At 70.4% G+C, this 21,636-nt stretch carries 24 protein-coding genes and 1 tRNA gene; 9 read left to right on the top strand and 16 right to left on the bottom strand.

Annotated features, from left to right (window positions below; genetic code table 11):
- Nucleotides 1-49 precede the first annotated feature (49 nt).
- A complete protein-coding gene (locus tag AL346_RS08315) occupies nt 50-970 on the bottom strand; it encodes a polyprenyl synthetase family protein (RefSeq protein ID WP_019400509.1) in 921 nt (306 codons plus the stop codon).
- A gap of 99 nt (nt 971-1,069) precedes the next feature.
- Between AL346_RS08315 and mtgA the strand changes: the two genes are divergently transcribed.
- The 3 genes from mtgA to AL346_RS08300 all read left to right on the top strand — a co-directional run bounded on the left by mtgA (nt 1,070) and on the right by AL346_RS08300 (nt 4,031).
- Entirely contained in the window at nt 1,070-1,777 is a 708-nt protein-coding gene (gene mtgA / locus AL346_RS08310) for a monofunctional biosynthetic peptidoglycan transglycosylase (RefSeq protein WP_085952966.1), read from the top strand.
- 148 nt (nt 1,778-1,925) lie between these two features.
- Nucleotides 1,926-2,111 (top strand): 50S ribosomal protein L32, encoded by a 186-nt coding sequence (gene rpmF, locus AL346_RS08305; RefSeq protein ID WP_026014831.1) that lies wholly within the window; start codon nt 1,926-1,928, stop codon nt 2,109-2,111.
- Nucleotides 2,112-2,315: 204 nt separating this feature from the next.
- Complete coding sequence (locus AL346_RS08300; protein WP_053193515.1) at nt 2,316-4,031, top strand: bifunctional diguanylate cyclase/phosphodiesterase; 1,716 nt, start codon at nt 2,316-2,318, stop codon at nt 4,029-4,031.
- A gap of 8 nt (nt 4,032-4,039) precedes the next feature.
- Here the strand turns inward: AL346_RS08300 and AL346_RS08295 are convergent, their stop codons facing one another.
- The 3 genes from AL346_RS08295 to soxR form a co-directional block, all read right to left on the bottom strand.
- Nucleotides 4,040-5,113, bottom strand: coding sequence for a lysylphosphatidylglycerol synthase domain-containing protein (locus tag AL346_RS08295; RefSeq protein WP_019404767.1), 1,074 nt, complete (start codon nt 5,111-5,113; stop codon nt 4,040-4,042).
- A 191-nt stretch (nt 5,114-5,304) separates the two neighbouring features.
- Nucleotides 5,305-6,399: an acyltransferase gene (locus AL346_RS08290; protein ID WP_019404766.1), complete on the bottom strand. Its 1,095-nt coding sequence runs from the start codon at nt 6,397-6,399 to the stop codon at nt 5,305-5,307.
- A gap of 135 nt (nt 6,400-6,534) precedes the next feature.
- A complete protein-coding gene (gene soxR / locus AL346_RS08285; RefSeq protein WP_019404765.1) occupies nt 6,535-6,996 on the bottom strand; it encodes a redox-sensitive transcriptional activator SoxR in 462 nt (153 codons plus the stop codon).
- A gap of 126 nt (nt 6,997-7,122) precedes the next feature.
- Here soxR and AL346_RS08280 point away from each other — a divergent pair, with 126 nt between their 5' ends.
- Both AL346_RS08280 and AL346_RS08275 read left to right on the top strand, forming a co-directional pair.
- Nucleotides 7,123-7,701, top strand: a complete 579-nt coding sequence (locus AL346_RS08280; protein ID WP_026015590.1) for an NADPH-dependent FMN reductase — start codon at nt 7,123-7,125, stop codon at nt 7,699-7,701.
- Nucleotides 7,698-8,912: an MFS transporter gene (locus AL346_RS08275; protein ID WP_245258980.1), complete on the top strand. Its 1,215-nt coding sequence runs from the start codon at nt 7,698-7,700 to the stop codon at nt 8,910-8,912. Before AL346_RS08280 ends, AL346_RS08275 begins: the two co-directional genes overlap by 4 nt.
- Here AL346_RS08275 and AL346_RS08270 read toward each other — a convergent pair whose 3' ends face one another.
- The 9 genes from AL346_RS08270 to rpmH form a co-directional block, all read right to left on the bottom strand.
- Entirely contained in the window at nt 8,913-9,659 is a 747-nt protein-coding gene (locus AL346_RS08270; RefSeq protein WP_183316394.1) for a pyrimidine 5'-nucleotidase, read from the bottom strand. It lies immediately after the preceding gene.
- 82 nt (nt 9,660-9,741) lie between these two features.
- Nucleotides 9,742-10,077 (bottom strand): multidrug efflux SMR transporter, encoded by a 336-nt coding sequence (locus AL346_RS08265; RefSeq protein ID WP_019404761.1) that lies wholly within the window; start codon nt 10,075-10,077, stop codon nt 9,742-9,744.
- A 44-nt stretch (nt 10,078-10,121) separates the two neighbouring features.
- Nucleotides 10,122-11,021: an acetylglutamate kinase gene (gene argB / locus AL346_RS08260; RefSeq protein ID WP_019404760.1), complete on the bottom strand. Its 900-nt coding sequence runs from the start codon at nt 11,019-11,021 to the stop codon at nt 10,122-10,124.
- A 114-nt stretch (nt 11,022-11,135) separates the two neighbouring features.
- Complete coding sequence (locus AL346_RS08255) at nt 11,136-11,501, bottom strand: DUF423 domain-containing protein (RefSeq protein WP_019404759.1); 366 nt, start codon at nt 11,499-11,501, stop codon at nt 11,136-11,138.
- Nucleotides 11,502-11,541: 40 nt separating this feature from the next.
- A complete protein-coding gene (yihA, locus tag AL346_RS08250; RefSeq protein WP_019404758.1) occupies nt 11,542-12,216 on the bottom strand; it encodes a ribosome biogenesis GTP-binding protein YihA/YsxC in 675 nt (224 codons plus the stop codon).
- 18 nt (nt 12,217-12,234) lie between these two features.
- Nucleotides 12,235-12,900: a CatB-related O-acetyltransferase gene (locus AL346_RS08245; RefSeq protein WP_053193513.1), complete on the bottom strand. Its 666-nt coding sequence runs from the start codon at nt 12,898-12,900 to the stop codon at nt 12,235-12,237.
- Between the two features lie 94 nt (nt 12,901-12,994).
- Nucleotides 12,995-14,824 carry a membrane protein insertase YidC gene (yidC, locus tag AL346_RS08240; RefSeq protein WP_019404756.1) on the bottom strand — a complete coding sequence of 610 codons (1,830 nt, stop codon included), beginning with the start codon at nt 14,822-14,824 and terminating at the stop codon, nt 12,995-12,997.
- Nucleotides 14,821-15,297, bottom strand: coding sequence for a ribonuclease P protein component (gene rnpA, locus AL346_RS08235; protein ID WP_019404755.1), 477 nt, complete (start codon nt 15,295-15,297; stop codon nt 14,821-14,823). The genes yidC and rnpA overlap by 4 nt, the downstream gene beginning before the upstream one ends.
- Before the next feature lie 20 nt (nt 15,298-15,317).
- On the bottom strand, nt 15,318-15,452 hold the full coding sequence (gene rpmH / locus AL346_RS08230) for a 50S ribosomal protein L34 (protein WP_019404754.1): 135 nt from the start codon (nt 15,450-15,452) through the stop codon (nt 15,318-15,320).
- A gap of 380 nt (nt 15,453-15,832) precedes the next feature.
- On the opposite strand from rpmH, the gene AL346_RS08225 reads away from it, so the two are divergent.
- The 4 genes from AL346_RS08225 (at nt 15,833) to AL346_RS08210 (ending at nt 19,920) form a co-directional block, all read left to right on the top strand.
- The gene (locus AL346_RS08225; RefSeq protein WP_019404753.1) at nt 15,833-16,666 is read left to right on the top strand and encodes a TVP38/TMEM64 family protein; all 834 of its coding nucleotides are present in this window, start codon (nt 15,833-15,835) and stop codon (nt 16,664-16,666) included.
- Between the two features lie 31 nt (nt 16,667-16,697).
- Complete coding sequence (locus AL346_RS08220) at nt 16,698-18,134, top strand: NAD(P)/FAD-dependent oxidoreductase (RefSeq protein WP_026015589.1); 1,437 nt, start codon at nt 16,698-16,700, stop codon at nt 18,132-18,134.
- Between the two features lie 42 nt (nt 18,135-18,176).
- On the top strand, nt 18,177-19,637 hold the full coding sequence (locus AL346_RS08215) for a HAMP domain-containing sensor histidine kinase (protein ID WP_082312465.1): 1,461 nt from the start codon (nt 18,177-18,179) through the stop codon (nt 19,635-19,637).
- 206 nt (nt 19,638-19,843) lie between these two features.
- A tRNA-Arg gene (locus tag AL346_RS08210) sits at nt 19,844-19,920 on the top strand.
- A 111-nt stretch (nt 19,921-20,031) separates the two neighbouring features.
- Here the strand turns inward: AL346_RS08210 and AL346_RS08205 are convergent.
- Genes AL346_RS08205 through AL346_RS08195 form a run of 3 tightly spaced genes read right to left on the bottom strand, consistent with a single transcriptional unit; the run spans nt 20,032 to nt 21,575 of the window.
- Complete coding sequence (locus AL346_RS08205) at nt 20,032-20,664, bottom strand: DNA-3-methyladenine glycosylase I (protein ID WP_019404862.1); 633 nt, start codon at nt 20,662-20,664, stop codon at nt 20,032-20,034.
- A 3-nt stretch (nt 20,665-20,667) separates the two neighbouring features.
- Nucleotides 20,668-20,955 (bottom strand): YciI family protein, encoded by a 288-nt coding sequence (locus tag AL346_RS08200; RefSeq protein WP_019404861.1) that lies wholly within the window; start codon nt 20,953-20,955, stop codon nt 20,668-20,670.
- 17 nt (nt 20,956-20,972) lie between these two features.
- Nucleotides 20,973-21,575, bottom strand: coding sequence for a TetR/AcrR family transcriptional regulator (locus tag AL346_RS08195; RefSeq protein WP_019404860.1), 603 nt, complete (start codon nt 21,573-21,575; stop codon nt 20,973-20,975).
- Between the last annotated feature and the right edge of the window lie 61 nt (nt 21,576-21,636).

Raw genomic sequence — 21,636 nt, 5'->3', positions numbered from 1 at the left:
TGGCGGGGAGAGGGAGCACCAGACCCGCGGCCACGCGATCCGATAAGACCTACTTGCGGCGCGCGGCGGCGAAGCGCGCCGCCTCGCGCAGCGTGTCCGCCGCCGGGCCGAAGGGGGCGAGCGCCGCCACGGCCTCCTCGGCAAGGCGATCGCGCTCCGCCCGCGCCGCCTCGATGCCGAGCACGTCGACGAGCGTCGCCTTGCCCCTGTCGGCATCCTTGGCGGCGCGCTTGCCGAGCGCGTCCGTGCTCGCCTCCCGGTCGAGAATGTCGTCGGCAATCTGGAAGGCTGCGCCGAGGGCCCGGCCATAGACCGCGAGGCGACCCCGCTCCTCGGCCCCCGCCCGCGCGAAAACCCCGCCCGCATCGACGGCAAAGGCGATGAGCGCACCCGTCTTCATGGCCTGCAGGCGGCGCACCTCGGCCTCCGCGAAGGGCGTCGACCGGCTCTCGGCCTCGAGGTCCAGCATCTGTCCGCCGACCATGCCGCCGAGCCCGGCCGCCCGGGCAAGGCCGAGCACGAGCTCGGCACGGACGGCCGTATCCGCCGTCAGGGCCGGATCGGCGAGCACGTCGAAGGCGAGCGTCAGCAGCGCGTCGCCGGCAAGGATGGCGGTGGCCTCGTCGAAGGCGCGGTGCACGGTGGGGCGGCCGCGCCTCAGGTCGTCGTCGTCCATGGCCGGCAGGTCGTCATGGACGAGGGAATAGCAATGCAGGAGCTCGATGGCGGCCCCGGCCCGCAGCGCCCCCTCCCCGGTCTCGCCGAAGAGCCGGGCCGTCTCGACGGTGAGGAAAGGACGCAGGCGCTTGCCACCGTCGAGCACGGCATGGCGCATGGCGGCGAGAAGGCGGGGCGGGCGGGCGATCTCGCCGGCGAGCGGCGTGCCGCCGAGAAGCGCCTCGAGCAGTGGCTCCAGCGCGCGGGCCGCGGCCTCGAGACGCTCGGTAAAAGCGGCGCTCAAGCTCGCCATGGTCGTTTCTCCCAGGTCGCCACCGGAACGTGAAGGCAAGCGTCGCTTGCCCGAGACGCCCGGATCGGTCAAGCCTATGGGCCACTCAGGGGCAGGGAGATGACCGCAAACGTGCAAGCAAGAAGCCGGGGGAGGCTGGCCATCGGCCGGACGGTGCTGCGCTGGACCATGCGCGCGGTGCTCGCCATCATGCTGTTCTGGGCCGTTTCCATCGCCGTCTACCGCGTCCTGCCGCCCGTCTCCACGCTGATGCTGGGGCGCTGGCTCACGCTGCAGCCGGTTGAGCGCATCTACATGCCGCTGTCGGACATATCGCCGCATCTCGCCCGGGCGGCCATCGCGGCGGAGGATTCGCGGTTCTGCATGCATGCGGGGATCGACTGGTTCGCCCTGCAGAGCGTCATCGAGGATGCATTCGGCGACGGCGCCTCGCGCGGGGCCTCCACCATCACCATGCAGACGGTGAAGAACATCCTCCTCTGGCCGGGCCGCTCCTACCTGCGCAAGGGGCTCGAGCTGCCGCTCGCGCTCGTCGTCGACACCGTCTGGCCGAAACGCCGGGTGATGGAGGCCTATCTCAACATCGCCGAGTGGGGAGAGGGCGTCTTCGGCGCCGAGGCGGCGGCGCGGCGCCATTTCGGCAAGAGCGCGCGGGATCTGACGCGGCGCGAGGCGGCCCTCCTCGTGGCCGCCTTGCCCAATCCGATCGCGCGCAACCCGGCCCGCCCGACCCGCTATCTGTCCACCTATGCCTCGCGCATCATGGGCCGCATGGGCAACGAGAACGTCTCCTGCCTCGGCGCGTAAAGGGAAAATCCCACTTTCTGCCGCCGAGGGCTAGCCAATCCGGCGCTGAGCCTGTATAAGCCCGCGTCCCAGAGACAGTTTCGTCAACGAGGGACCTGCGCCCCTTTGCGCGCGCAGGCCCGCAGAAGCCATCGACCGGAGTTGAGCCATGGCCGTTCCGAAAAGAAAAACGTCGCGGATGAAGCGCGGCCACCGCCGCTCCGCCGACGCGCTGCAGCAGCCCACCTACGTGGAAGACAAGGACTCGGGCGAGCTGCGTCGTCCGCACCACGTCGACCTCAAGACCGGCATGTATCGCGGCCGGCAGGTGCTGAAGCCCCGCGCCGAGGCGTGAGAGGCGGACGCTCCATCGAGCGATACGACAGGAAGGGCCGGTTCACCGGCCCTTTTTTGTTGCCGGCGTGCAGAGATCGCCACTCTTTACCGGCCGTTAACCCTTGCCGTTCATGATGCCCGCTAGCGTTTCTGCGCGCCGGTTCAGCCGCCGCCTCCGGTGCCAGACGCGGCAAGCTCCCAGACAGGCAGGACCCGGCAGCCGATGGCAGACTGGACAGGCGTCGCTCGTCGCGCGGACCATCCGGCGTCGCTCACGCCCGATGCCGCTGCCGCGCCGCTCGATCCCCGCCGGCTGCTGACGTCGCTCGGCGAGGTGGTCTACGACTGGGACCTTGCCAGCGACCGGCTCAGCTTCGGCAGCAACGGCGCCGAGGTCATCGGCCTCGACTGCAGGGGTGCGCTCGCGACCGGCGCGGCCTTCGACCGGCTGATCGACGTCGCCTCCGGCCCCGGCCGCTGCGCCTTCTTCCGCACCACCGCAGGCGAGGACACCGGCGCCGGCGTGCCCTTCCGCCTCCACTACCGCCTCAGGGCCGGCGCCACGGATGTCGCCGTCGAGGACAGCGGGCGCTGGTATGGGGGCCCCGACGGGCGCCCGGCGACCGTGCACGGCGTCATGCGCATCGCGCGCGAGCCCGCGCAGTCCGGCGTCGCACGGGCCGACGGCTGGGCTGATCTCGCCAGGACGATCGGCGCCCTCTTCGCCGAGGACTGCGGCCGCCGCACGCCGCTGACGCTGATCTTCCTCGCCATCGACAATCTCGGGGCCATCAATGCGGCGCTCGGCTATGCGCGGGGCGACGACATCATCGCGGCCACCGCGCAGGTCCTGATGCGGCAGCTGCGGCAGGGCGACCTGCTCATCCGCCACGGCAGCAACCGCTTCGCGCTCGTCATGCGCGGCTGCTCCGCCCAGCAGGCGACGGTCGCCGCCGCGCGCATGGCCGGGCTCGCCGCGGCGGCCGGCGGGGCTGCGGCGGCGGTGCGCCTGCGCATGGGCGCCGCGACGGCGCCCCAGCACGCCGACGATGCGGAAACGCTGATGCGGAACGCCAATCTCGCCTTCGACGAGGCGCGGCGGCTGAGCGGCAGCGGCTTTGTCTTCTACGGACCGCAACTGGCTGCCACCATGACCACACGCCGTGCCACGGCGGACGGGATCGACATCCTCGCCGCCCTCAACGAACGCCGGATCGTGCCCGCGCGCCAGGCGATCGTCGATGCCGTGACGCGCCAGCCGGCCTTCCACGAGGCCCTGCTGCGCCTGCGACTGCCCGATGGGGGCGAGGCCGGGGCCGCGCGCCTCGTGCCCGCAGCCGAGAAGGCCGGGCTGATCGAGGCCGTCGACCATCGCATGCTCGAGCTCATCGCCGCCCGCATGATGGGCGAGCCAGGGCTGCGCATCGCCCTCAACATCTCGCCGCGCACGCTCGCGAGCCGCGCCTGGCTCGGCAATCTCGCCGCCCAGCTCGGCGCCTGCCCCGGCGTCGCCGAGCGGCTCATCATCGAGATCACCGAGACGGCGGCCGTCGAGGACCCGGGCGCCACGCGGGCCTCGCTCGACGCCATGAAGGCGCTCGGCGTCTTCATCGCCATCGACGATTTCGGCGCCGGACACACCTCCTTCCGGCACCTGCGCCATTTCCCCATCGACCTGCTCAAGATCGACGGCGCCTTCGTGCAGAACCTCGCGCGGTCGAGCGACGACCGCTTCTTCGTGCGCACGCTCGTCGACCTCGCCCAGCATCTCGGCATCGCCACGGTCGCCGAATGGGTGGAGGACGAGGACACCGCCCGCCTCCTCACCCAATGGGGGGTCGACTACCTGCAGGGCGAGCACATCGCGCCGGTGACGGCCTGGCCCGAGCCGGCCGGCCTCGCCGTGGAGCGTGCCAGGGAGCGGGCCAGGTCAGCCTGAGCCGGCCGTCAGCGCCGCGCCGGATCGCCGAGGCGCGCGCCGATCTCGTGAGCGCCGAGCAGCAGCAGCGCGAAGGCGAAGGGCACGAGATAGTAGTACAGCCGGAACAGCAGCAGGGCGCCGAGGACGCCCTCGCGCGGCAGGTGCGACAGGGCGATCAGCATGGTCGCCTCGAAGACACCGATGCCGCCCGGGGCGTGGCTGGCGATGCCGAGCATGCAGGCCGCGACATAGATGGCGAGGAAGGTCTCGTAGCTGAGGCCGTGGCCGCCCGGCAGGAGCACGAAGAGGACGCCGGCCGCCGCGCAGACGTCGCCCGCGCCGAGCAGCATCTGCCCGATGGACAGCCGGAAGCCCGGCAGTTCGAGGCGCCAGCCCTGCACGCTGACGCTGCGCCGCTTGACGCCGACCCAGGCGAGATAGCCGACGAGGGCGGCGACGATGGCGATGCCGAGCCCCTCGTTGAGCCGCACGACCGTGCCCGTCAGCGCCGCGACGGCGAGGCTCTCGCGCATCAGGCTCCAGGCCAGAACCGCGCTCATGCCGAGCCAGAAGGTGATGCCGGCGATGACGGTGAGGCCGACGATGGTCGGCGCCTTGATGCCGTAGGGCGAATAGATGCGGTAGCGCACCGCCCCGGAGGTGACGAGCGGAAAGCCCAGCGTGAAGCTGACGGCGTAGCTCGTGAAGGAGGCGAGCGCCGTGACGCGATAGGCGATGCTGCGGCCGAGCTGGCGCAGGGCGAGGGCGTCGTATCCCGTCAGCAGCAGGTAGCTGACGCAGGTGAAGAGGATGGCGAGCGCGATCTGCCGCACGCTGGCGGCCGCAAAGGCGTTCCTGAGCTCGGCAAGGCTGATCTCGCCGATGATGCGCCACAGCACGACCATCGAGGCGAGGAAGAGCGCGACGCTGACCACGGTGCCGATGAGCGACAGCCGGCGGCGCGTGTCGCCGGTGACCTCGACGGGCGGGCTCGGCGGGGGCGCGGCGAGCGCAGTGCCCGGCCCGGCTGCGGGCTGAACGGCCCCGGCACGTCCCCGGTCCCCGTCCACGGCGCCGGCCTCGTGCTCTCCTGCCTCCATGCTGCGGACGCGTCCCATCCCGTTTCACATGCGCGGCGCGGACCTCGAAGAGGCGCCGCACCCCGCCCGGTTATGGGGGCGGGGTGCGGCGAGTGCAAGGCGGCGGGCAGGGAAATCCGCTACGGGCATGGCGCCCGTGCCGGGGCGGCAGGGCTGGCCGGGCCGTCCCTGCCGCAGGCGCGATGCAGGCGTCAGACGGTGGGCGCCGGGCGGCGGGCGAGACCGGCTGCCGCGCCCCGCCGGTACCTGAGGTCCAGCGCCGGGCGCTCCACGAGATGCCAGGAGACGAAGCCGGCCGCCAGCGCCAGCGGCGTCGCCATGAGCGATATGACCGTCGGGCCGACCTCGGGCCCGAAGGCCCAGATCAGCAGCTGCTGCAGCGGAAAGGCGAACAGGTAGGCGCCGTAGGACATGTCGCCGAACCGCTCCTTCACGTCGAAGGACAGCGGATGCGCCAGCGCGGCATAGATGACGAGATAGGGCAGGGCCAGGAGATAGACGAACTGTGCGCCCGGCCGGTTCGCGAAGGCGTAGAGCAATATCAGGCAGGCGAGGGCGAGGCCGGCGCTGACCGGGACCGTTGCCCGGTGCACCCACAGCGCCGCGCCGAGCACGAAGACGAGGCCGTAGCGCAGGACCGGGAAGAGCGAGGCGCCAGCCCAGAGCTCGCCGCCCATGTTCCCCCAGGACAGGCCCCACACCTGGCTGCCCCAGAGCACGAGCCCGGCGACGGCGGCGACGAGCAGCAGCACGCCGCGGCGCGACAGGAGCCCGCAGACCATGGCGACCGGCAGGAGCAGGTAGAACCCGCATTCGAGCGCCAAGGTCCAGATGGAGCCGTTGACCCCGGTATGGGGCAGGTTCGTGAAGACGCCGGGCAGATTGAAGGACACGCCGAAGACGAAGATGTTGCGTGCGTGCTGCAGCGTCTCGGGATGGAGCAGGTAGTCGGCGAGGCCGAGGCTCGTGACCATGGGGCCGAGACAGAAGATATCGAACACCGTCACGAGGGCGAGCGCCGGCACGATGCGCAGGACGCGGTTGAGGAGATACTGGCCCGAGGCGTGCACCGTCACCGAACGCGCCACCAGGAAGCCGCTGATGGCGAAGAAGATGGCGACGCCCATGCCCCCGCCCGTGTCGTAGCCATCCGTCAGCCAGTGGAAGAGCTCCGCCCCGGTGCCGGTCAGCGTGTAGCTGTGGCTCCACAGCACCAGCAGCACCGCCACGAGGCGCAGGAGATCGAAGTTGTTGGCCCGCGTTTCGAATGCTTCCCGTATCGTCATCGCCCCACCCGATCTGTTGCCGTCCCCTTGCCGCGCTGCGGGAACGCCCTCAACGCGCGATCGCGAGCGATATTATCAACCTATGGGTGCAGAACGTCGCAGGCTGCGAGTGGCGGATGGCGATCCCTGCAGCGCTCAGCCCGGATCGAGGAGCCGCGCCCCGGGGCCTTCGCGGGCGAGCGCATCGTGCGGGTTGCGCAGGCGGCAGGCCTTCACCGACAGGCACCCGCAGCCGATGCACTGGTCGAGCTGATCGCGCAGCCGCGTGAGGCGGTCTATGCGCAGATCGAGCTCCTGCCGCCAGCTCAGCGACAGGGCCCGCCAGTCCTCCTCGGTCGGCGTGCGCCCCTCGGGCAATGCGGCCAGCGCCTCGCCGATGGCGGCGAGGGGAATGCCGACCCGCTGCGCCACCTTGATGACGGCGACGCGCCGCAGCACCTCGCGCGGATAGCGGCGCTGGTTGCCGGCGCTGCGCAGGCTGCGGATGAGCCCCTTCCGCTCGTAGAAATGCAGGGCCGAAACGGCGACGCCGCTGCGCCGCGCGACCTCGCCCACCGTCAGATCCCGGCCGACCGCCACAGGATCGGGCATCGTCATGCTCGCCCTCCAGATCGCAGGTCTTTCCAGGCTCGAAGCCGGGCATTGACCTCAAGCTAAGTTCAGGTTTTATCACTGCGGCTCCCCGCGTGCCAGCGCACGCCGAACCATGGAGCACCCATGCCGATGACCCTGCCCATCCGGCTCGCGATGATCTACGGCAGCAACCGCGAAGGGCGCCTGTGCGACACCGTCGCCGACTGGGCGGCGGCGGAAGTCGACAAGAGCGGCGCCTTCTCCCTCCTGCGCCTCGACCCGGCCGGGCTCGACCTGTCGCTGCGCCACCCGAGCCGCGACGATCCGGCCGTCGCCGGCCTCAGGCAGGCGATCGCGGCGGCGGACGCCTTCCTCGTGGTGACGCCGGAGTACAACCGCGGCTATCCGGCGCCGCTCAAGTTCATGATCGACTGCGCCAGTCACGAATGGCACGCCAAGCCCGTCGCCTTCGTGTCCTACGGCGGCATCTCGGGCGGGCTGCGCGCCGTCGAGCAGCTGCGGCTCGTCTTCGGCGAGCTGCATGCGGCGACGATCCGCGACTGCGTGTCCTTCGCCCAGGCGCACGAGCGCTTCCGCCCCGACGGGTCGCTGCCGGAGGGCGACGGCGCCTACAAGGCCATGGCCCTGCTGCTCGCGCGGCTCGCCTGGTGGGCCCGCGCCCTGCGCGACGCGCGCCAGGCCTCGGCCTACAGCGAGGTGGCCGCATGAGGCCGATGCGCCAGGGCGAGCTCGCCGGCGGCGAGGCGGTTCCGGCCGCCGCCGGGCCCAGGGCCGGCCCCCGCAACGCGACGCTGCTCGCGACGGGCGTGCTCACCATCATGTCCGCCGCCACCATCGCGCCGGCGCTGCCGGCCATGCAGGCGCATTTCGCCGGCACGGAGCAGGTGGCCCTGATGACGCGGCTCGTCCTCACCATCCCGGCGCTCGCCATCGCGCTCGTCGCCCTGCCTGCCGGCGGCCTCATCGACCGCTGGGGCCGGCGCCCGTTCCTGATCGGCGCCATCGGCCTCTACGGCATCGCCGGCATGTCGGGGCTGGTGCTCGATTCGCTCGGCGCCATTCTCGCCAGCCGGGCGCTGCTCGGGGTCGCCGTGGCGATGATCATGACGACGGCGACCGCGCTCGTCGGCGATTATCTCGCCGGTCCGGCGCGTGACCGGTTCCTCGGCCTGCAATCCGCCGCCATCGGCGGCGGCGGCCTCCTGTGCCTCACGGGCGGCGGGCTCCTCGCCGAGATCGACTGGCGGGCACCCTTCGCCATCTACGGCATGGCCTTCCTGCTCATGCCGGCGGTCATCGCCTTCATCGCCGAGCCGGCGCGCAGCGGAGCCGCCCGGCCGGCACCGGGCGAGGCGCCAAGCGGCTCGCCCGCGGCGCTCGCCCTGCTGCTGACGGCCGCCATGCTCAACAGCGTCATCTTCTACCTCGTGCCGACGCAGCTGCCGTTCCATCTGCGCGAGCTCGGCCATGCGGCGCCGAGCCGGGCGGGCCTCGCCATCGGCCTCTTCACGCTCGCCCAGGCGGTCGTCGCGCTCGGCTTCGGCCGGCTGCGCCGCAGCTGGTCGAGCACGACGCTGTTCGGGATCGGCTTCGGGCTCATGGCGGCCGGCTACGGCCTCGTGGCGATGGCCGAAAGCTACCTCGCCGTGGTCGCCGCCATCGTCGTCACCGGCTTCGGCATGGGGCTGGTGATCCCCAATCTCGGCGCTACCGCGCTCGCCGTGGCGCCGCCGGCCCTGCGCGGGCGGGTGGCCGGAGGGCTCACGGCCAGCATCTTCCTCGGGCAGTTCCTCTCGCCGCTCGTCAGCCAGCCATGGATCGGCGCCTTCGGCTATGCCGCGACCTTCCGGGACATGGCCGTCGTCCTCGCCGCCATGGCCATGACCGGCCTCGTCCTCGCCGGGCGCGGGCGGCCCTGATCAGGGGCCGGCGTCGGCCCGGCCGATGCCGGTGTCGCGCACGAGGAAGCCGGAGAGGTCGCGGGTCGTATATTCGATGTGGGAGGCGACGACCTCTTCCTGCTCGTGCAGCTCGCGGAAGGGGTCGGGCGTCTTCGGCAGCACGAGCACGGTCGTCATGCCGAGCCGGTGCGGCTCGGCGAGATTCTTGGCGAGGTCCTCGAACATCGCCGCGCGCGAGGCCTCGATGCCGTGGCGGTCGAGGAAGCTCGCATAGGTCGCCGGCTCGGGCTTCGGCACGAAGCCGGCGTCGGCGATGTCGAAGATATCCTCGAAATGCGCGCCGATGCCGAGCCGCTCCGCCACCGCCTCGGCATGGCCGCGCGAGCCGTTGGTCAGGATGAGCTTGCGCCCCGGCAGGGCGCCGATGGCGGTCGCGAGCGCCGGATCGGGCGCGAGCAGCGAATAATCGATGCTGTGGGCGAAGGCGAGGAAGTCGCGCGGGTCGATGCCCTGCTCCTCCATGAGGCCGCGCAGGGTCGTGCCGTAGCGGTTGTAATAATACTTCTGCAGGGCACGGGCCGAGAGGCCGTCCATGCCGAAGAAGTCGCAGACGAAGAGCGTGATGCGCTCGTCGACCTGCGGCCACAGCTGCGCCTCGTGCGGGTAGAGCGTATTGTCGAGATCGAAGATCCAGGTATCGACATGCGCGAAGCCGCGGCGGGCCTTCTCCGCCCCTGCGGCCGGCACCGTGTCGATCATCTTCATCTGCGACCTCTCGTGCGTGAAAGGAGGAAGGAGATGGGGTGCCGGAGCGGCGATTGCAAGCTCGTCCGGCCCGGCGGAAGCCTCAATGCGGCACGGAGGAGGAGAAGACGTTGATGACGACGACACCGGCCAGGATGAGGCCGATGCCGACGAGCGCCGGCGCATCGAGGCCCTGCCGGAAGGCGAAGAAGCCGACGAGCGAGATGAGCACGATGCCGATGCCGCTCCAGATGGCATAGGCGATGCCGACCGGGATCGTGCGCAGCGTCAGCGACAGGCAGTAGAAGGCGACGCCGTAGCCGACGGCGGTGACGAGGGACGGCAACGGCCTGGTGAAGCCCTCGGACGCCTTGAGCGCCGACGTGGCGATGACCTCACCGACGATGGCGATGAGGAGATAGAGATAGCCCGTCGCCATGTCCTGCCGTGCCTCGCCCGTTTCGCCGGCCCTCCCGCCGCCCGTCAGCGGCGGATGAGCGTGCCGGCGCCGTGGTCCGTGTAGAGCTCGAGCAGCACCGAATGGGGCACCTTGCCGTCAAGGATGACGACCCCCTCGACGCCCTGCTCCAGCGCGTAGATGCAGGTCTCGACCTTCGGGATCATGCCGCCGGTGATGGTGCCGTCGGCGATGAGGCGGCGGCAGTCCTCCACCGTGAGCTCGGGCAGGAGGTTCTTGTCCTTGTCGAGCACGCCCGGCACGTCGGTGAGCAGGAGGAGGCGCTTGGCGCGCATGGCCCCGGCGATGGCGCCGGCGAAGGTGTCGGCATTGACGTTGTAGGTCGCCCCGTCGTGGCCGACGGCGACGGGCGCGAGCACGGGGATGAGCTCGGCCTTGAGCACCGCGTCGAGCACGGTGCGGTCGACCTTCTCGGGCTCGCCGACGAAGCCGAGGTCGACGATCTTCTCGATGTTCGAATCGGGATCGACCACCGTGCGCGTCACCTTGCGGGCGACGACCATGTTGCCGTCCTTGCCGCACAGGCCGATGGCCTTGCCGCCTTCGACCGAGATGGTGCCGACGATCTGCTTGTTGATGGCGCCGGCGAGCACCATCTCGACGATGTCGACGGTGGCCTTGTCCGTGATCCTGAGGCCGGCCGCGAATTCGGACTTGATGCCGAGCTTCTCCAGCATGCGGCCGATCTGCGGGCCGCCGCCGTGCACGACGATCGGCTTGACGCCGGACTGCTCGAGCAACACCACGTCCTCGGCGAAATCCTCCGCCGCCGCGGCGTCGCCCATGGCATGGCCGCCGTATTTGATGACCACGATCTCCTGGTCGTAGCGCTGCATGTGCGGCAGCGCCTGCACCAGCGTCTCGGCCTGGGTATGCACGTCGGGTAGATCGGGAAGGTCGGTCATGTCGTGTCGCGGCGCAGGTTGAGGGAAGGGTTGCTTCGCGAGGCCGTCTTTTAGCAGGGAGGGAGGCGGCTGTCGCCCCCGCTCCGACGCCTCATGGCAAACGGGAGCACGCCTTCACAGGCGGCTCGAGACGAGGCCCGACGTGCCGATCGCCGCCCAGCCGAGCATCACGAGGATGCCGCCGGCCGGGGCCGCCATCGGAAAGAGGCCGTCGTCGACGAGGGCGCGCAGCGTCAGGTCGCCGGTAAAGAGGAGGACGCCCGCGGCGAGCAGCCAGCCGCCGATGCGCATCAGCCCCCGGTGCGCCACCCAGGCGTTGAGCGCGGCCGGCAGGGCGACGAGCAGCACGGCATGGACGAGGAGGATGCTCGCCGCCGTCGCCAGCATGCCGGTGCCGGCGATATGCGCCGCCGCAGCCGCCGCGGCGACACCCCAGAAGCCGAAGAGCCCGCCGACGAAGACAAAGAACCGGTCGCTCATGCCGCCCCCTTTTTGATCCCTCGCCGCTTTGCGGGCACCCTTAGAGGGCGCCGCGCTCGTCCATCAGCCGCGCCACCGCCTCGCGCAGCTCGCTCATGCCCTCGCCGGTGCGGCTCGACGTCGGCAAGATGACCGGGAAGGCCGCCGCGCGCTTGGCGAGGGCGGCGGCCGTCGCCGCGAGCCGCTTGTCGAGCTCGGCTCGTGACAGGGCGTCGGTCTTGGTCAGCACGATCTGGTAGGAGACCGCCGCCTTGTCGAGAAGGTCGAGCACGCCGGCGTCGATGGGCTTGATGCCGTGGCGCGCATCGATGAGCACGTAGACGCGCGCGAGATTGGCGCGCCCGCGCAGATAGGCGTGGATGAGGTCGGTCCAGGCGGCAACCTTCTCCTTGCCGACGGCCGCATAGCCGTAGCCGGGCATGTCGACGAGCGTCAGCCGGCGCGGGGCCCCGTCCTCCGGGCCGATGCGGAAGAAGTTGAGCTCCTGCGTGCGGCCGGGCGTGTTCGAGGTGCGCGCCAGCGCCTTGCGGCCCGTCAGCGCGTTGACGAGGCTCGACTTGCCGACGTTGGAGCGGCCGGCGAAGGCGATCTCGAGCCCCTCCATGGGCGGCAGGCCGCCGAGGGAGGCGGTCGCCCAGATGAAACCGGCCTCGCCCGCGAACAGCTTGCGGCCGATCTCGGCGTGGTCGGTGGCGTCGTCGGTTGCCTCGTTCATCGTCCGAGGCTTAGGCCGTCAGCGCGCCCGCCGCAAGGCATCGACGTCGTTGCCGCGGATGAGAGCGAGGTTGCGTGTGATTTTTGCCGCGTCCCAGTCCCACCAGCGGATAGCGCTGAGCGCCTCGATCTCGGCTTCGGTGAAGCGCATGCGCACCACGCGCGCCGGATTGCCCGCGACGATGGCATAGGCCGGCACGGGCCCCGCGACCACCGCGCGTGCGGCGATGATGGCGCCGTCGCCGACGGTGACGCCCGGCATCAGCATGGCCTCGTGGCCGATCCAGACATCGTTGCCGATGATGGTGTCGCCGCGCAGGCCCGCCGCGATGGAGCCCATGTCGAACCCCTCCTCCCAGCCGTTGCCGAAGATGTTGAAGGGGTAGGTCGAGAGGCCCGTCATGGCGTGGTTGGCGCCGTTCATGATGAAGGTGACGCCGGTGGCGATGGCGCAGAAGCGGCCGATGACGAGCCGGTCGCCGAGGAAATCGTAGTGGTGCAGCACGCAGCGCTCGAGGAAGTGCTGCGGCCCGGCGGGATCGTCGTAATAGGTGTAGTCGCCCACCTCGACATTCGGACGGTCGACGAAGGCCTTCAGGAAACCGACGCGGGGATGGCCGGGCAGCGGGGCCGGATCGAGCGGGTGGGGCCCGCAGCCGGCGGGCGGGGCGGGCGGGCGCTTCATCCCGGTCTCCCGATCTCAGGCCGGCGCGGCGGCCTCAAACGACAGCGCCCGGCCGGAGCCGGGCGCGGTTCTTCGTGGGCACAGCTCCGGCCGGTCAGGCCTTGGCGCGGCCCGAGAAGGTGTTGCGCAGGTTGCCCCACAGCTCGATCTTGACGCCGTTCTTGCGCATGATGAAGCCCTGCTGCAGCACCGAGAGCAGGTTGTTCCACGACCAGTAGATGACGAGCCCGGCCGGGAACGACGCCAGCATGAAGGTGAAGATCACCGGCATCCAGGCGAACATGGTCTTCTGGATCGGATCGGTCGGCTCCGGGTTCATCTTCATCTGCACGAACATCGTGAAGCCCATGATGATCGGCCAGACGCCGAGCATCAGGAAGTGGCCGATGACCGGCACCTGCGAGGGATCCCACGGGATGAGGCCGAAGAGGTTGAAGACCGTCGTCGGATCGGGCGCGGCAAGATCCCTGATCCAGCCGAAGAACGGCGCGTGGCGCATCTCGATGGTGACGAAGAGCACCTTGTAGAGCGCGAAGAAGACCGGGATCTGGATGAGGATGGGCCAGCAGCCGGCGAGCGGATTGATCTTCTCCTTCTTGTAGAGCTCCATCAGCGCCTGCTGCTGCTTCATCTTGTCGTCGGCATAGCGGTCGCGGATCGCCATCATCTCCGGCTGCACCGCCTTCATCTTCGCCATCGACACGTAGGAGCGGTTGGCGAGCGGGAAGAAGATGGCCTTGATGATGACCGTGACGATGAGGATCGCCACGCCGAAGTTGCCGAACATCTTGAAGAAGAAGTCGATCACCCTGAACAGGGGCTTGGTGATGAAGTAGAACCAACCCCAGTCGATGAGCAGGTCGAAGCGCTTGATGCCGAGCGCCTGCTCATAATGGTCGATGGCCGCGACTTCCTTGGCGCCGGCGAAGAGGCGGGTCGTCACCTCGGTCGTGGCACCCGGCGCAACCGTCTGCGGTCCGCCCAGCATGTCCGACTGGAAGCGGGGCCCGTGCGCACCCGGCGACACCGAGAAGCGCCCGTCGTAGGGCTGGTCCTGGTTCGGGACGACGGCCGCCGCCCAGTACTTGTCGGTGATGCCGATGAAGCCGCCGGTCACGCCCTTGTAGACCTGGCCGCGCATGTCACCGACGAGGACGGGATCCTTCTCGAGGCCGGAGTAGGAGACCTCCTTCAGGCCATCGTCGCCGAGGACGCCGATGAGGCCCTCGTGCAGGATGTAGAAGCCTTGCGTCGCCGGCACGCCGTGGCGCGAGACGAGACCGAAGGGATGCAGCGTGACGGGCTCGCCGCCGGTGTTCTCGACGCTGTCCTTGATCGTGAACATCGCGTCGTCGTCGACGGCGATCTGACGCCGGAAGACGAGGCCCTCGCCGTTGTCGAAGGTGAGCGTCACGGGTTCGGACGGCGTCAGGCGGTCCCGGTCCGCGGTCCATACGGTGTTGGCGTCCGGCACCTTCACGCTCGCGCCCGCACCGGTCACCCAGCCGAACTCGGCATAATAGGGATGCGGGCTGCCGGCCGGCGACAGGAGGACGATGTTGGGGCTGCGCGGGTCCACCGTCTCGCGATAGGCCTTGAGCGAGATGTCGTCGATGCGCGCGCCGCGCAGCGAGAACGAGCCGGCGATCTTCGGCGTGTCGATGACGACGCGGGGCGCCTGGGCGAGCGCCTCGTCGCGCGTCACCACCACCGCCGGTGCCGTGCCCGCCGTCGGCGCGCCCGCGCCGTTGGTCCCGGAGGGGACGGGCGCCGTGGAGCCGGCTTCGCCCTGCTGCAGGCTCTGCTGCTGCGCCTCGCGGCGCTGCTGCTCCATCTGCGGCACGCCGTAGAAATAGTTCCAGCCGATCAGGACGATGACGGACAGGACGATGGCGAAGAGCAGGTTCTTGTTATCGCCGGTCATGGACGATCCGTTTCAGTTCCGGGAAAAGGTGCCGCGGCCAACGCCGACTGCGCCCGGACACGCTTTGCGCCGGACGTTGTGGATGTGGTCTTTTCTGTGAGGGTCGCAAGAGCCCGGTCGAGATCCTCGACGAGGGCCGGAAAGGGCGCCGTCAGGGCATCGCGCCGGGCCACCACGACGAAATCGATGTCGGCCTGCGGCCAGCGCGGCGCGATCGCGCCGAGCGCCGCCCGCAGGCGGCGCCGGATGCGGTTGCGCTCGACGGCGCCACCGGTCTTCTTCGTGACGGTGAGACCGAAGCGCGGGCCTGCGGGAACGGCGGTTCCCTGGGGCCGCGTGCCGCGCAGCAGGGCCTGGACGCTCATGCGGCTCGTGTGAAACCGTCGGCCGCCCGCCGCCGCCTTGAACTCGGCGCGCTTGCGCAGGCGGGGCAGGCGCCCGCGCCGCTGTACAGCTGCCGGAGCGCCCTGCATGGCATCGCCGAGGGCCGGCCTCAGGCCGACAGACGCTTGCGGCCGCGCGCGCGACGCGACGCGATCACCTTGCGCCCGCCCTTCGTCGCCATCCGCGCGCGGAAGCCGTGGCGGCGCTTGCGCACGAGCTTGCTCGGTTGGTAGGTCCTCTTCACGGCCTCATCTCCGATCGTGGGCGCCGTCGATCCGGTGGGACCGCCCGGCGCCGCGTGCCGTCACGCGGCACATCTGCTGCTTGTTCTTTGTCGTTGGCTGCCGCAAGGCGACGAGGGACGTCGCAGAACGACAAGCGGCGCCCCGACGAGCGCCGCCCAACCTGCGCGGCTTATGGCGGATGGAGGCGGGAAAGTCAATGCGCGGACGCGCCGCATCGACCTGCCGGCTCCGGCCCGCCGGCCGGGCATCACGAGGCGGTGACGCACCCTTTGCCGGGCTGGCCTGACCTGCCATCTTCCGGCAAGTTGCACCGGGGTTGACGCGTGGCCCGTCGCCGGGCCGCCAAGGACAAGAGAAGCAGGAACGCAAGGAACCGGCAATGAGGGCGGACGGGGATGGGGGCACGAAGCGCGGCCCGCGGGCACGGCATCCCGTGCGGCGCTTCCTGCCGCTCGCCGTCATCCTCGCCGGCATGGCGCTCGCCCTCGCCTTCGGCCTGCACCGCCACCTGTCCTTCGACCAGCTGCTCGCCCGGCGCGTCGAGCTCAGGCACTATGTCGACGGGAATCTCGCCAGCTCGCTCGTGTTCTATGTCCTCGGCTATGCGCTGGTCGTTGCCCTGTCGCTGCCCGGCGGGCTCGTGCTCACCATCTTCGGCGGCTTTCTCTTCGGCTGGCTGATCGGCGGGCTCGCCGCCCTCGTGGCGGCGACGAGCGGCGCGTTCGTCATCTTCCTCGCGGCGCGCACCTCGCTCGGCGACGTGCTGGCGGCGAAGGCCGGGCCCTTCCTGCAGAGGCTCGCCGCCGGCTTCCGCCGCGACGCCGTGGCCTACATGCTCTTCCTGCGGCTCGTGCCGGTCTTTCCGTTCTGGCTCGTCAACATCGCCCCCGCCCTCCTCGGGGTACCCTTCGCCACCTATGCGCTGACGACCGTCGTCGGCATCGTGCCCGGCACCTTCGCCTTCGCCTTCGCCGGCGCCGGGCTCGACGGCGCGGTCGCCGCCCAGCAGGAGGCCTACGAGGCCTGCCTCGCGGCGGCGCGCGAGGCCTGCACCCTGACGCTCAACAAGAAGACGCTGATCAACAAGCACATCTTCATCGCCTTCGCCGCGCTCGGCTTCATCGCCCTCCTGCCGCCGCTGATGCGCCGGCTGTTCGCGCGCCGCCTCTGCGGGCTTGACAAGGGGCTCGACGGGAACGGTCCGGTCCCGTAACCCTCGTTCCGAAACAACCTGGGAGTGTGCCGTGACGGAGACCTTGCGTCCGGACCTGTGCATCGTCGGCGCCGGCTCGGCCGGCCTGTCGGTCGCGGCGGCGGCCGCCGCCTTCGGCGTGCCGGTGGTGCTCATCGAGCGCGGGGAGATGGGCGGCGACTGCCTCAACGTCGGCTGCGTGCCGTCGAAGGCCCTGATCGCCGCGGCAAGGCGCGCCCACGACATCCGCCAGGCGGGCGAGTTCGGCCTCGGCACGCTCGACCCGCAGGTCAATTACGCCCGCGTGCGCGAGCATGTGCGCTCGGTCATCGGCGCCATCGCGCCGAACGATTCGGTGGCGCGTTTCACCGCCCTCGGCGTGCGCGTGGTGCGCGCCAGCGCCCGGTTCGTGGCCCGCGACACGCTGGAAGCGGGCAACGTCATCGTGAAGCCGCGCCGCTTCGTCCTCGCCACCGGCTCGCGCCCGGCCGTGCCGGCCATCGCCGGCCTCGACAGCGTGCCCTTCCTCACCAACGAGACGGCCTTCGACCTGACGCGGCGGCCCGAGCATCTCGTCATCGTCGGCGGCGGCACCATCGGCCTCGAGCTGGCGCAGGCGCACCGGCGCCTCGGCGCGCCGGTCACCGTGATCGAGGCCGGACGCGCCCTCGGCCGGGAGGATCCCGAGCTTGCCGCCCATGTCCTCGCCGCCTTGCGCCGCGACGGCGTCGTCATCCGCGAAGGCGCCACCGTCAGCGAGGTCGCGGGCGAGGACGGCGACATCCGCCTCGTCATCGAGAACCGGGGCACCCGCACGGAGCTGAAGGCGAGCCACCTCCTCGTCGCCACCGGCCGCCGCCCGGTGACGGACGGGCTCGAGCTCGAGGCGGCCGGCATCGCCCATGACGAGCGCGGCATCGCGGTGGACCAGCACCTTCGCACCAGCAACCGGCGCGTCTACGCCATCGGCGATTGCGCCGGGCCGGACGGCGGCGGCCGGCAGTTCACCCATGTCGCCAACTATCATGCCGGGCTCGTGATCCGCAGCGCCCTCTTCCGCCTCAGGCCACGCGTCGACATGCGGGCGATGCCGCGCGTCATCTTCACGGACCCGGAGCTCGCCGTCGTCGGCATGACGGAGGAGGAGGCGCGGGCGGACGGCGGGCGTATCACCGTGCTGCGCTGGCCGGTGGCCGAGAACGACCGCGCCCAGGCGGAGCGGCGGACGGAGGGCGAGATCAAGGTCATCCTCGGCCGCGGCGGGCGCATCCTCGGCTGCGGCATCGCCGCGCCCGGCGCGGGCGAGCTCATCACCCCGTGGACGCTCGCCATGACCCGCAACCTCAGGATCAGGGATCTCGCCGGGCTCACCGTGCCCTACCCCACCCTCTCCGAAATCTCGCGGCGCGTCGCCATGTCATATTATACGCCGAGTGCCGCCAAGCCCATGGTGAGGCGGCTCATCGGCTTCCTGCGCCGGTTCGGCTGAACGGCGCCGGAGACGGCAAGGCACGGGGCGAAGCGGAGCGTCATGGACGCACGGCCGGACGAGAACATCGAGAGCGAGCGCGCGCCAACGGGCGACCCGCGCGGGGCCGTCCGTTTCGGCCTGTCGGCGCGCCTGCTCGTGCTCACCGGCCTCTTCGTCATGCTGGCGGAGGTGCTGATCTATGTGCCCTCGGTCGCCAACTTCCGCCGCAACTGGCTGAACGACCGGCTCGCCGCCGCCCAGGTGGCGGGTGTCGTGCTGGAGGCCGTGCCGCCCGGCGGCGTCCCTTCCGGCTTCGAGGAGAAGCTGCTCGCCGGCGTCGGCGCCCGGGCCGTGGCGGTGCGCGTCGGCGGTGCGCGGCGCCTGCTCGCCACCGCCGAGATGCCGCCCGAGGTCGCCCGCGTCATCGACCTGCGCGACGCCCACTGGGCGACGCTGATCGCCGACGCCTTCGAGACGCTCGTCTTTCCGGCCCAGGGGCCGGTGCGCGTCATCGGGGCCGGCAAGGGGGGAGCGGATTTCGTCGAGATCGTGATGGACGAGCGGCCGCTCAGGGTGGCGATGCTCACCTTCTCGCGCAACATCCTCATCCTGTCGCTCGCCATCTCCGGCATCACGGCCTTCCTCGTCTATCTCGCGCTCCACCTCATCATCGTACGCCCGGTGCGCCGGCTCGCGGCCAATGTCACGGCCTTCGAGCACAACCCGGAGGATGCGGAGCGGGTCATCCGCCCCTCGGAGCGGCGCGACGAGATCGGCGAGGTCGAGCGCGCGCTCGCCCTAATGCAGGAGACGCTGTCGCGCGAGCTCCTGCAGAAGAAGCACCTCGCCAACCTCGGCCTCGCCGTCAGCAAGGTGAACCACGACCTGCGCAACCTGCTCGCCTCGGCCCAGCTCCTCTCCGACCGGCTGAGCCAATTGTCGGACCCGACGGTGCGGCGCGTCGCGCCCAAGCTCATCGCGACGCTGGGGCGCGCCATCGCCTTCTGCGAGGCGACGCTCGCCTACGGCCGCGCGGCCGAGCCGCAGCCGCGCCGGCGCGTCGTCAGGCTGGCGCCGCTGGTGCGCGACCTCGCCGATTTCCTCGACCTTGCCGGCAACGGCATCACCTTCGTCGTCGACATGGATGAGGACATCACCGTCGACGCCGACCCGGACCAGCTCTCGCGCATCCTCATCAACCTCGGCCGCAACGCCGTGCAGGCCCTGGCCCAGGCGGGCGCCGGCCCCTCCGCGCCGACGCTCACCATCGCCGCCCGGCGCGACGGCCGCTCGACCGTGATCCGCGTCGGCGACAACGGCCCGGGCGTGCCGGCCAAGGCGCGCGAGCACCTGTTCGAGGCCTTCCAGGGCACGAGCCGGCGCGGCGGCGTCGGCCTCGGCCTCGCCATCACGGCCGAACTCGTCGCCCTGCACGGCGGCCACATCGTGCTCGAGGAGGAGGGCCCCGGCGCCACCTTCCGCATCCACCTGCCGGACCGCACGAACGGCAACGGCGCCTGAGCGGCGGCGCCTGCAGCGTCCGCGCGGCCGCGTGCCGGACCCGCCACGTCGAGTTTCCTCCGGCTCAGCCGCGCCTTGGAACGGCCGGCCGGCCGACCGGTGGACAACGCAGAGGATTATCGCACGGCAGGGCTTGCCAAGCGGCCCGTGAGGCTTTAATTGAACGGCCTCGTCGCCGGACACTTCGCGTGAAGCCGGCGCTGGTTGCGCCCGTAGCTCAGCTGGATAGAGCACCAGACTACGAATCTGGGGGTCAGAGGTTCGAATCCTTTCGGGCGCGCCATTTCCATACCACTGATTGATGTATCGTCCGGCCAGCAGAGCGCAGGCGGCCGCTCGCTGGGTTGCGCGTTATCGCGCGCGATGAGCCCGATGCAGCCCACCCACAGGCGTTCTATGAAAATTGCCGCCCGGTGCCGGTCCGGGGAGGCTGGAAGGCTGCTCTTCCCTCGGCGGCCATGTCGCGGATGACGCATCCGTGGGCGTGGTCGTTGACCAGCCCCATCGCCTGCATGAAGGCGTAGACCGTCGTCGGGCCGACAAACGACCATCCCCGCTTCTTCAGGTCCTTGGACATCGCGATCGATGCCGCGGATGTCGATGCCGTCTGTGGCGCGGCGAGTTCGCGCGCCTTCGGCTCGAAGCGCCAGACATAGGCGGCGAGCGAGCCCTCCTGCCTGATCAGCTCCTGCGCACGCCGGGCGTTGTTGACGACCGATGCGATCTTGCCGCGGTGCCGCACGATGCCCCTGTCGTTGAGGAGCCGTTCGACATCGGCCTCCGTGAACTGTGCGATGCGATCGAAGTCGAAGCCAAGGAAGGCGGCGCGGAAGCTCTCACGCTTTGCGAGGATGGTCCGCCAGCTCAAGCCGGACTGGAACCCCTCCAGGCACAGCTTCTCGAAAAGCCGGCGATCGTCATCGACCGGAAATCCCCACTCGGTGTCGTGATAGGCGAGGAATTCAGGGGCGGCCGCGCACCAGCGACAGCGGGGCTTTCCGTCCGGGCCGGGAATGGTCGTGCTCATGGCTCAGGCCTTGAGGAAAGCCAGGCGATCGTCGGTGCGGCCCGGCGCGATTTCCAGAATGTCGGCGCTGACGACACCTTCCGCGACGAAGGGATCTTCGTTCACGCGGGCCTCGAGATCGGCCCGGGAGACGTTGTGGGCAAGAACCGCACCGCCCACGCCCGGCTGAAGGCCGCCGGACAAAAGGAAGATACCGTCGTCGAAGCCACGCCTGATCCAGGCATTGTGTCCGTCCATGAGCGCGGCTGCCCTGGCCTTGTCGGCGGTGAACTTGAGCGTGACAACGAACATGGGGCGCCTCCCTCGGGCTAACTGACGGTCGCGGCTTGCGGAAGCGCGGACCTGTCGGGACGTTGCGCCTCGAGCCATGCGCTCATGTCGTCAACCTCCCGGCGGATGAAGCTCTCGTCGCCGAGGGCCGTTGCGAGGACCGCGACGCCCTGGCTTCGCATCAGGATGTGCATGGCCAGCGCGTCGGCATCGGCTTCGCGGCCGAGGGCGGCAAACTGCCCTGCCAGCCAGTCGCGGAACAGCGTGAAGAGCTTGGCGGCTTCCCCCTTGGCGAGATGATCGAGCTTCGCCAGTTCGGTGCAGAGCGTGCCGACGGGGCAGCCGTGGGCGACGATCTTCTCTTTGTTCATGATGAGGATGCCGATGAAGCTGCGGATGCGATCCGCCGCGTCGGCACCCTCCACCTGCCATGCGTCGAGCATGTCCCGGGTCATCGACAGGCGCCGGGCGATGACGGCCTGCAGGATCTCGTCCTTCGTCTTGAAGTGATAGTAGAAATTCCCGCGCGATAGCCCGACCACCGACGCGATGTCGGCAAATGACGTCGCCTCGAACCCGCGCTCGTAGAAGAGGCGATCCGCAGCGGCAACGATCTCCTGGCGTGTATCTGTCGCGCCCATCTTCCTGCTCCGACGCAGTTCGTTCGGCACCATAAAACGCCCGTAGGACGGTTGACCTAGA

The sequence above is a fragment of the Chelatococcus sp. CO-6 genome (assembly GCF_001271345.1).
In the GTDB taxonomy this organism is placed as follows: Bacteria; Pseudomonadota; Alphaproteobacteria; order Rhizobiales; family Beijerinckiaceae; genus Chelatococcus_A; species Chelatococcus_A caeni.
The sequence above is the reverse complement of the archived record's forward strand: the minus strand, read 5'-3'. Positions and strand labels throughout refer to the sequence as shown.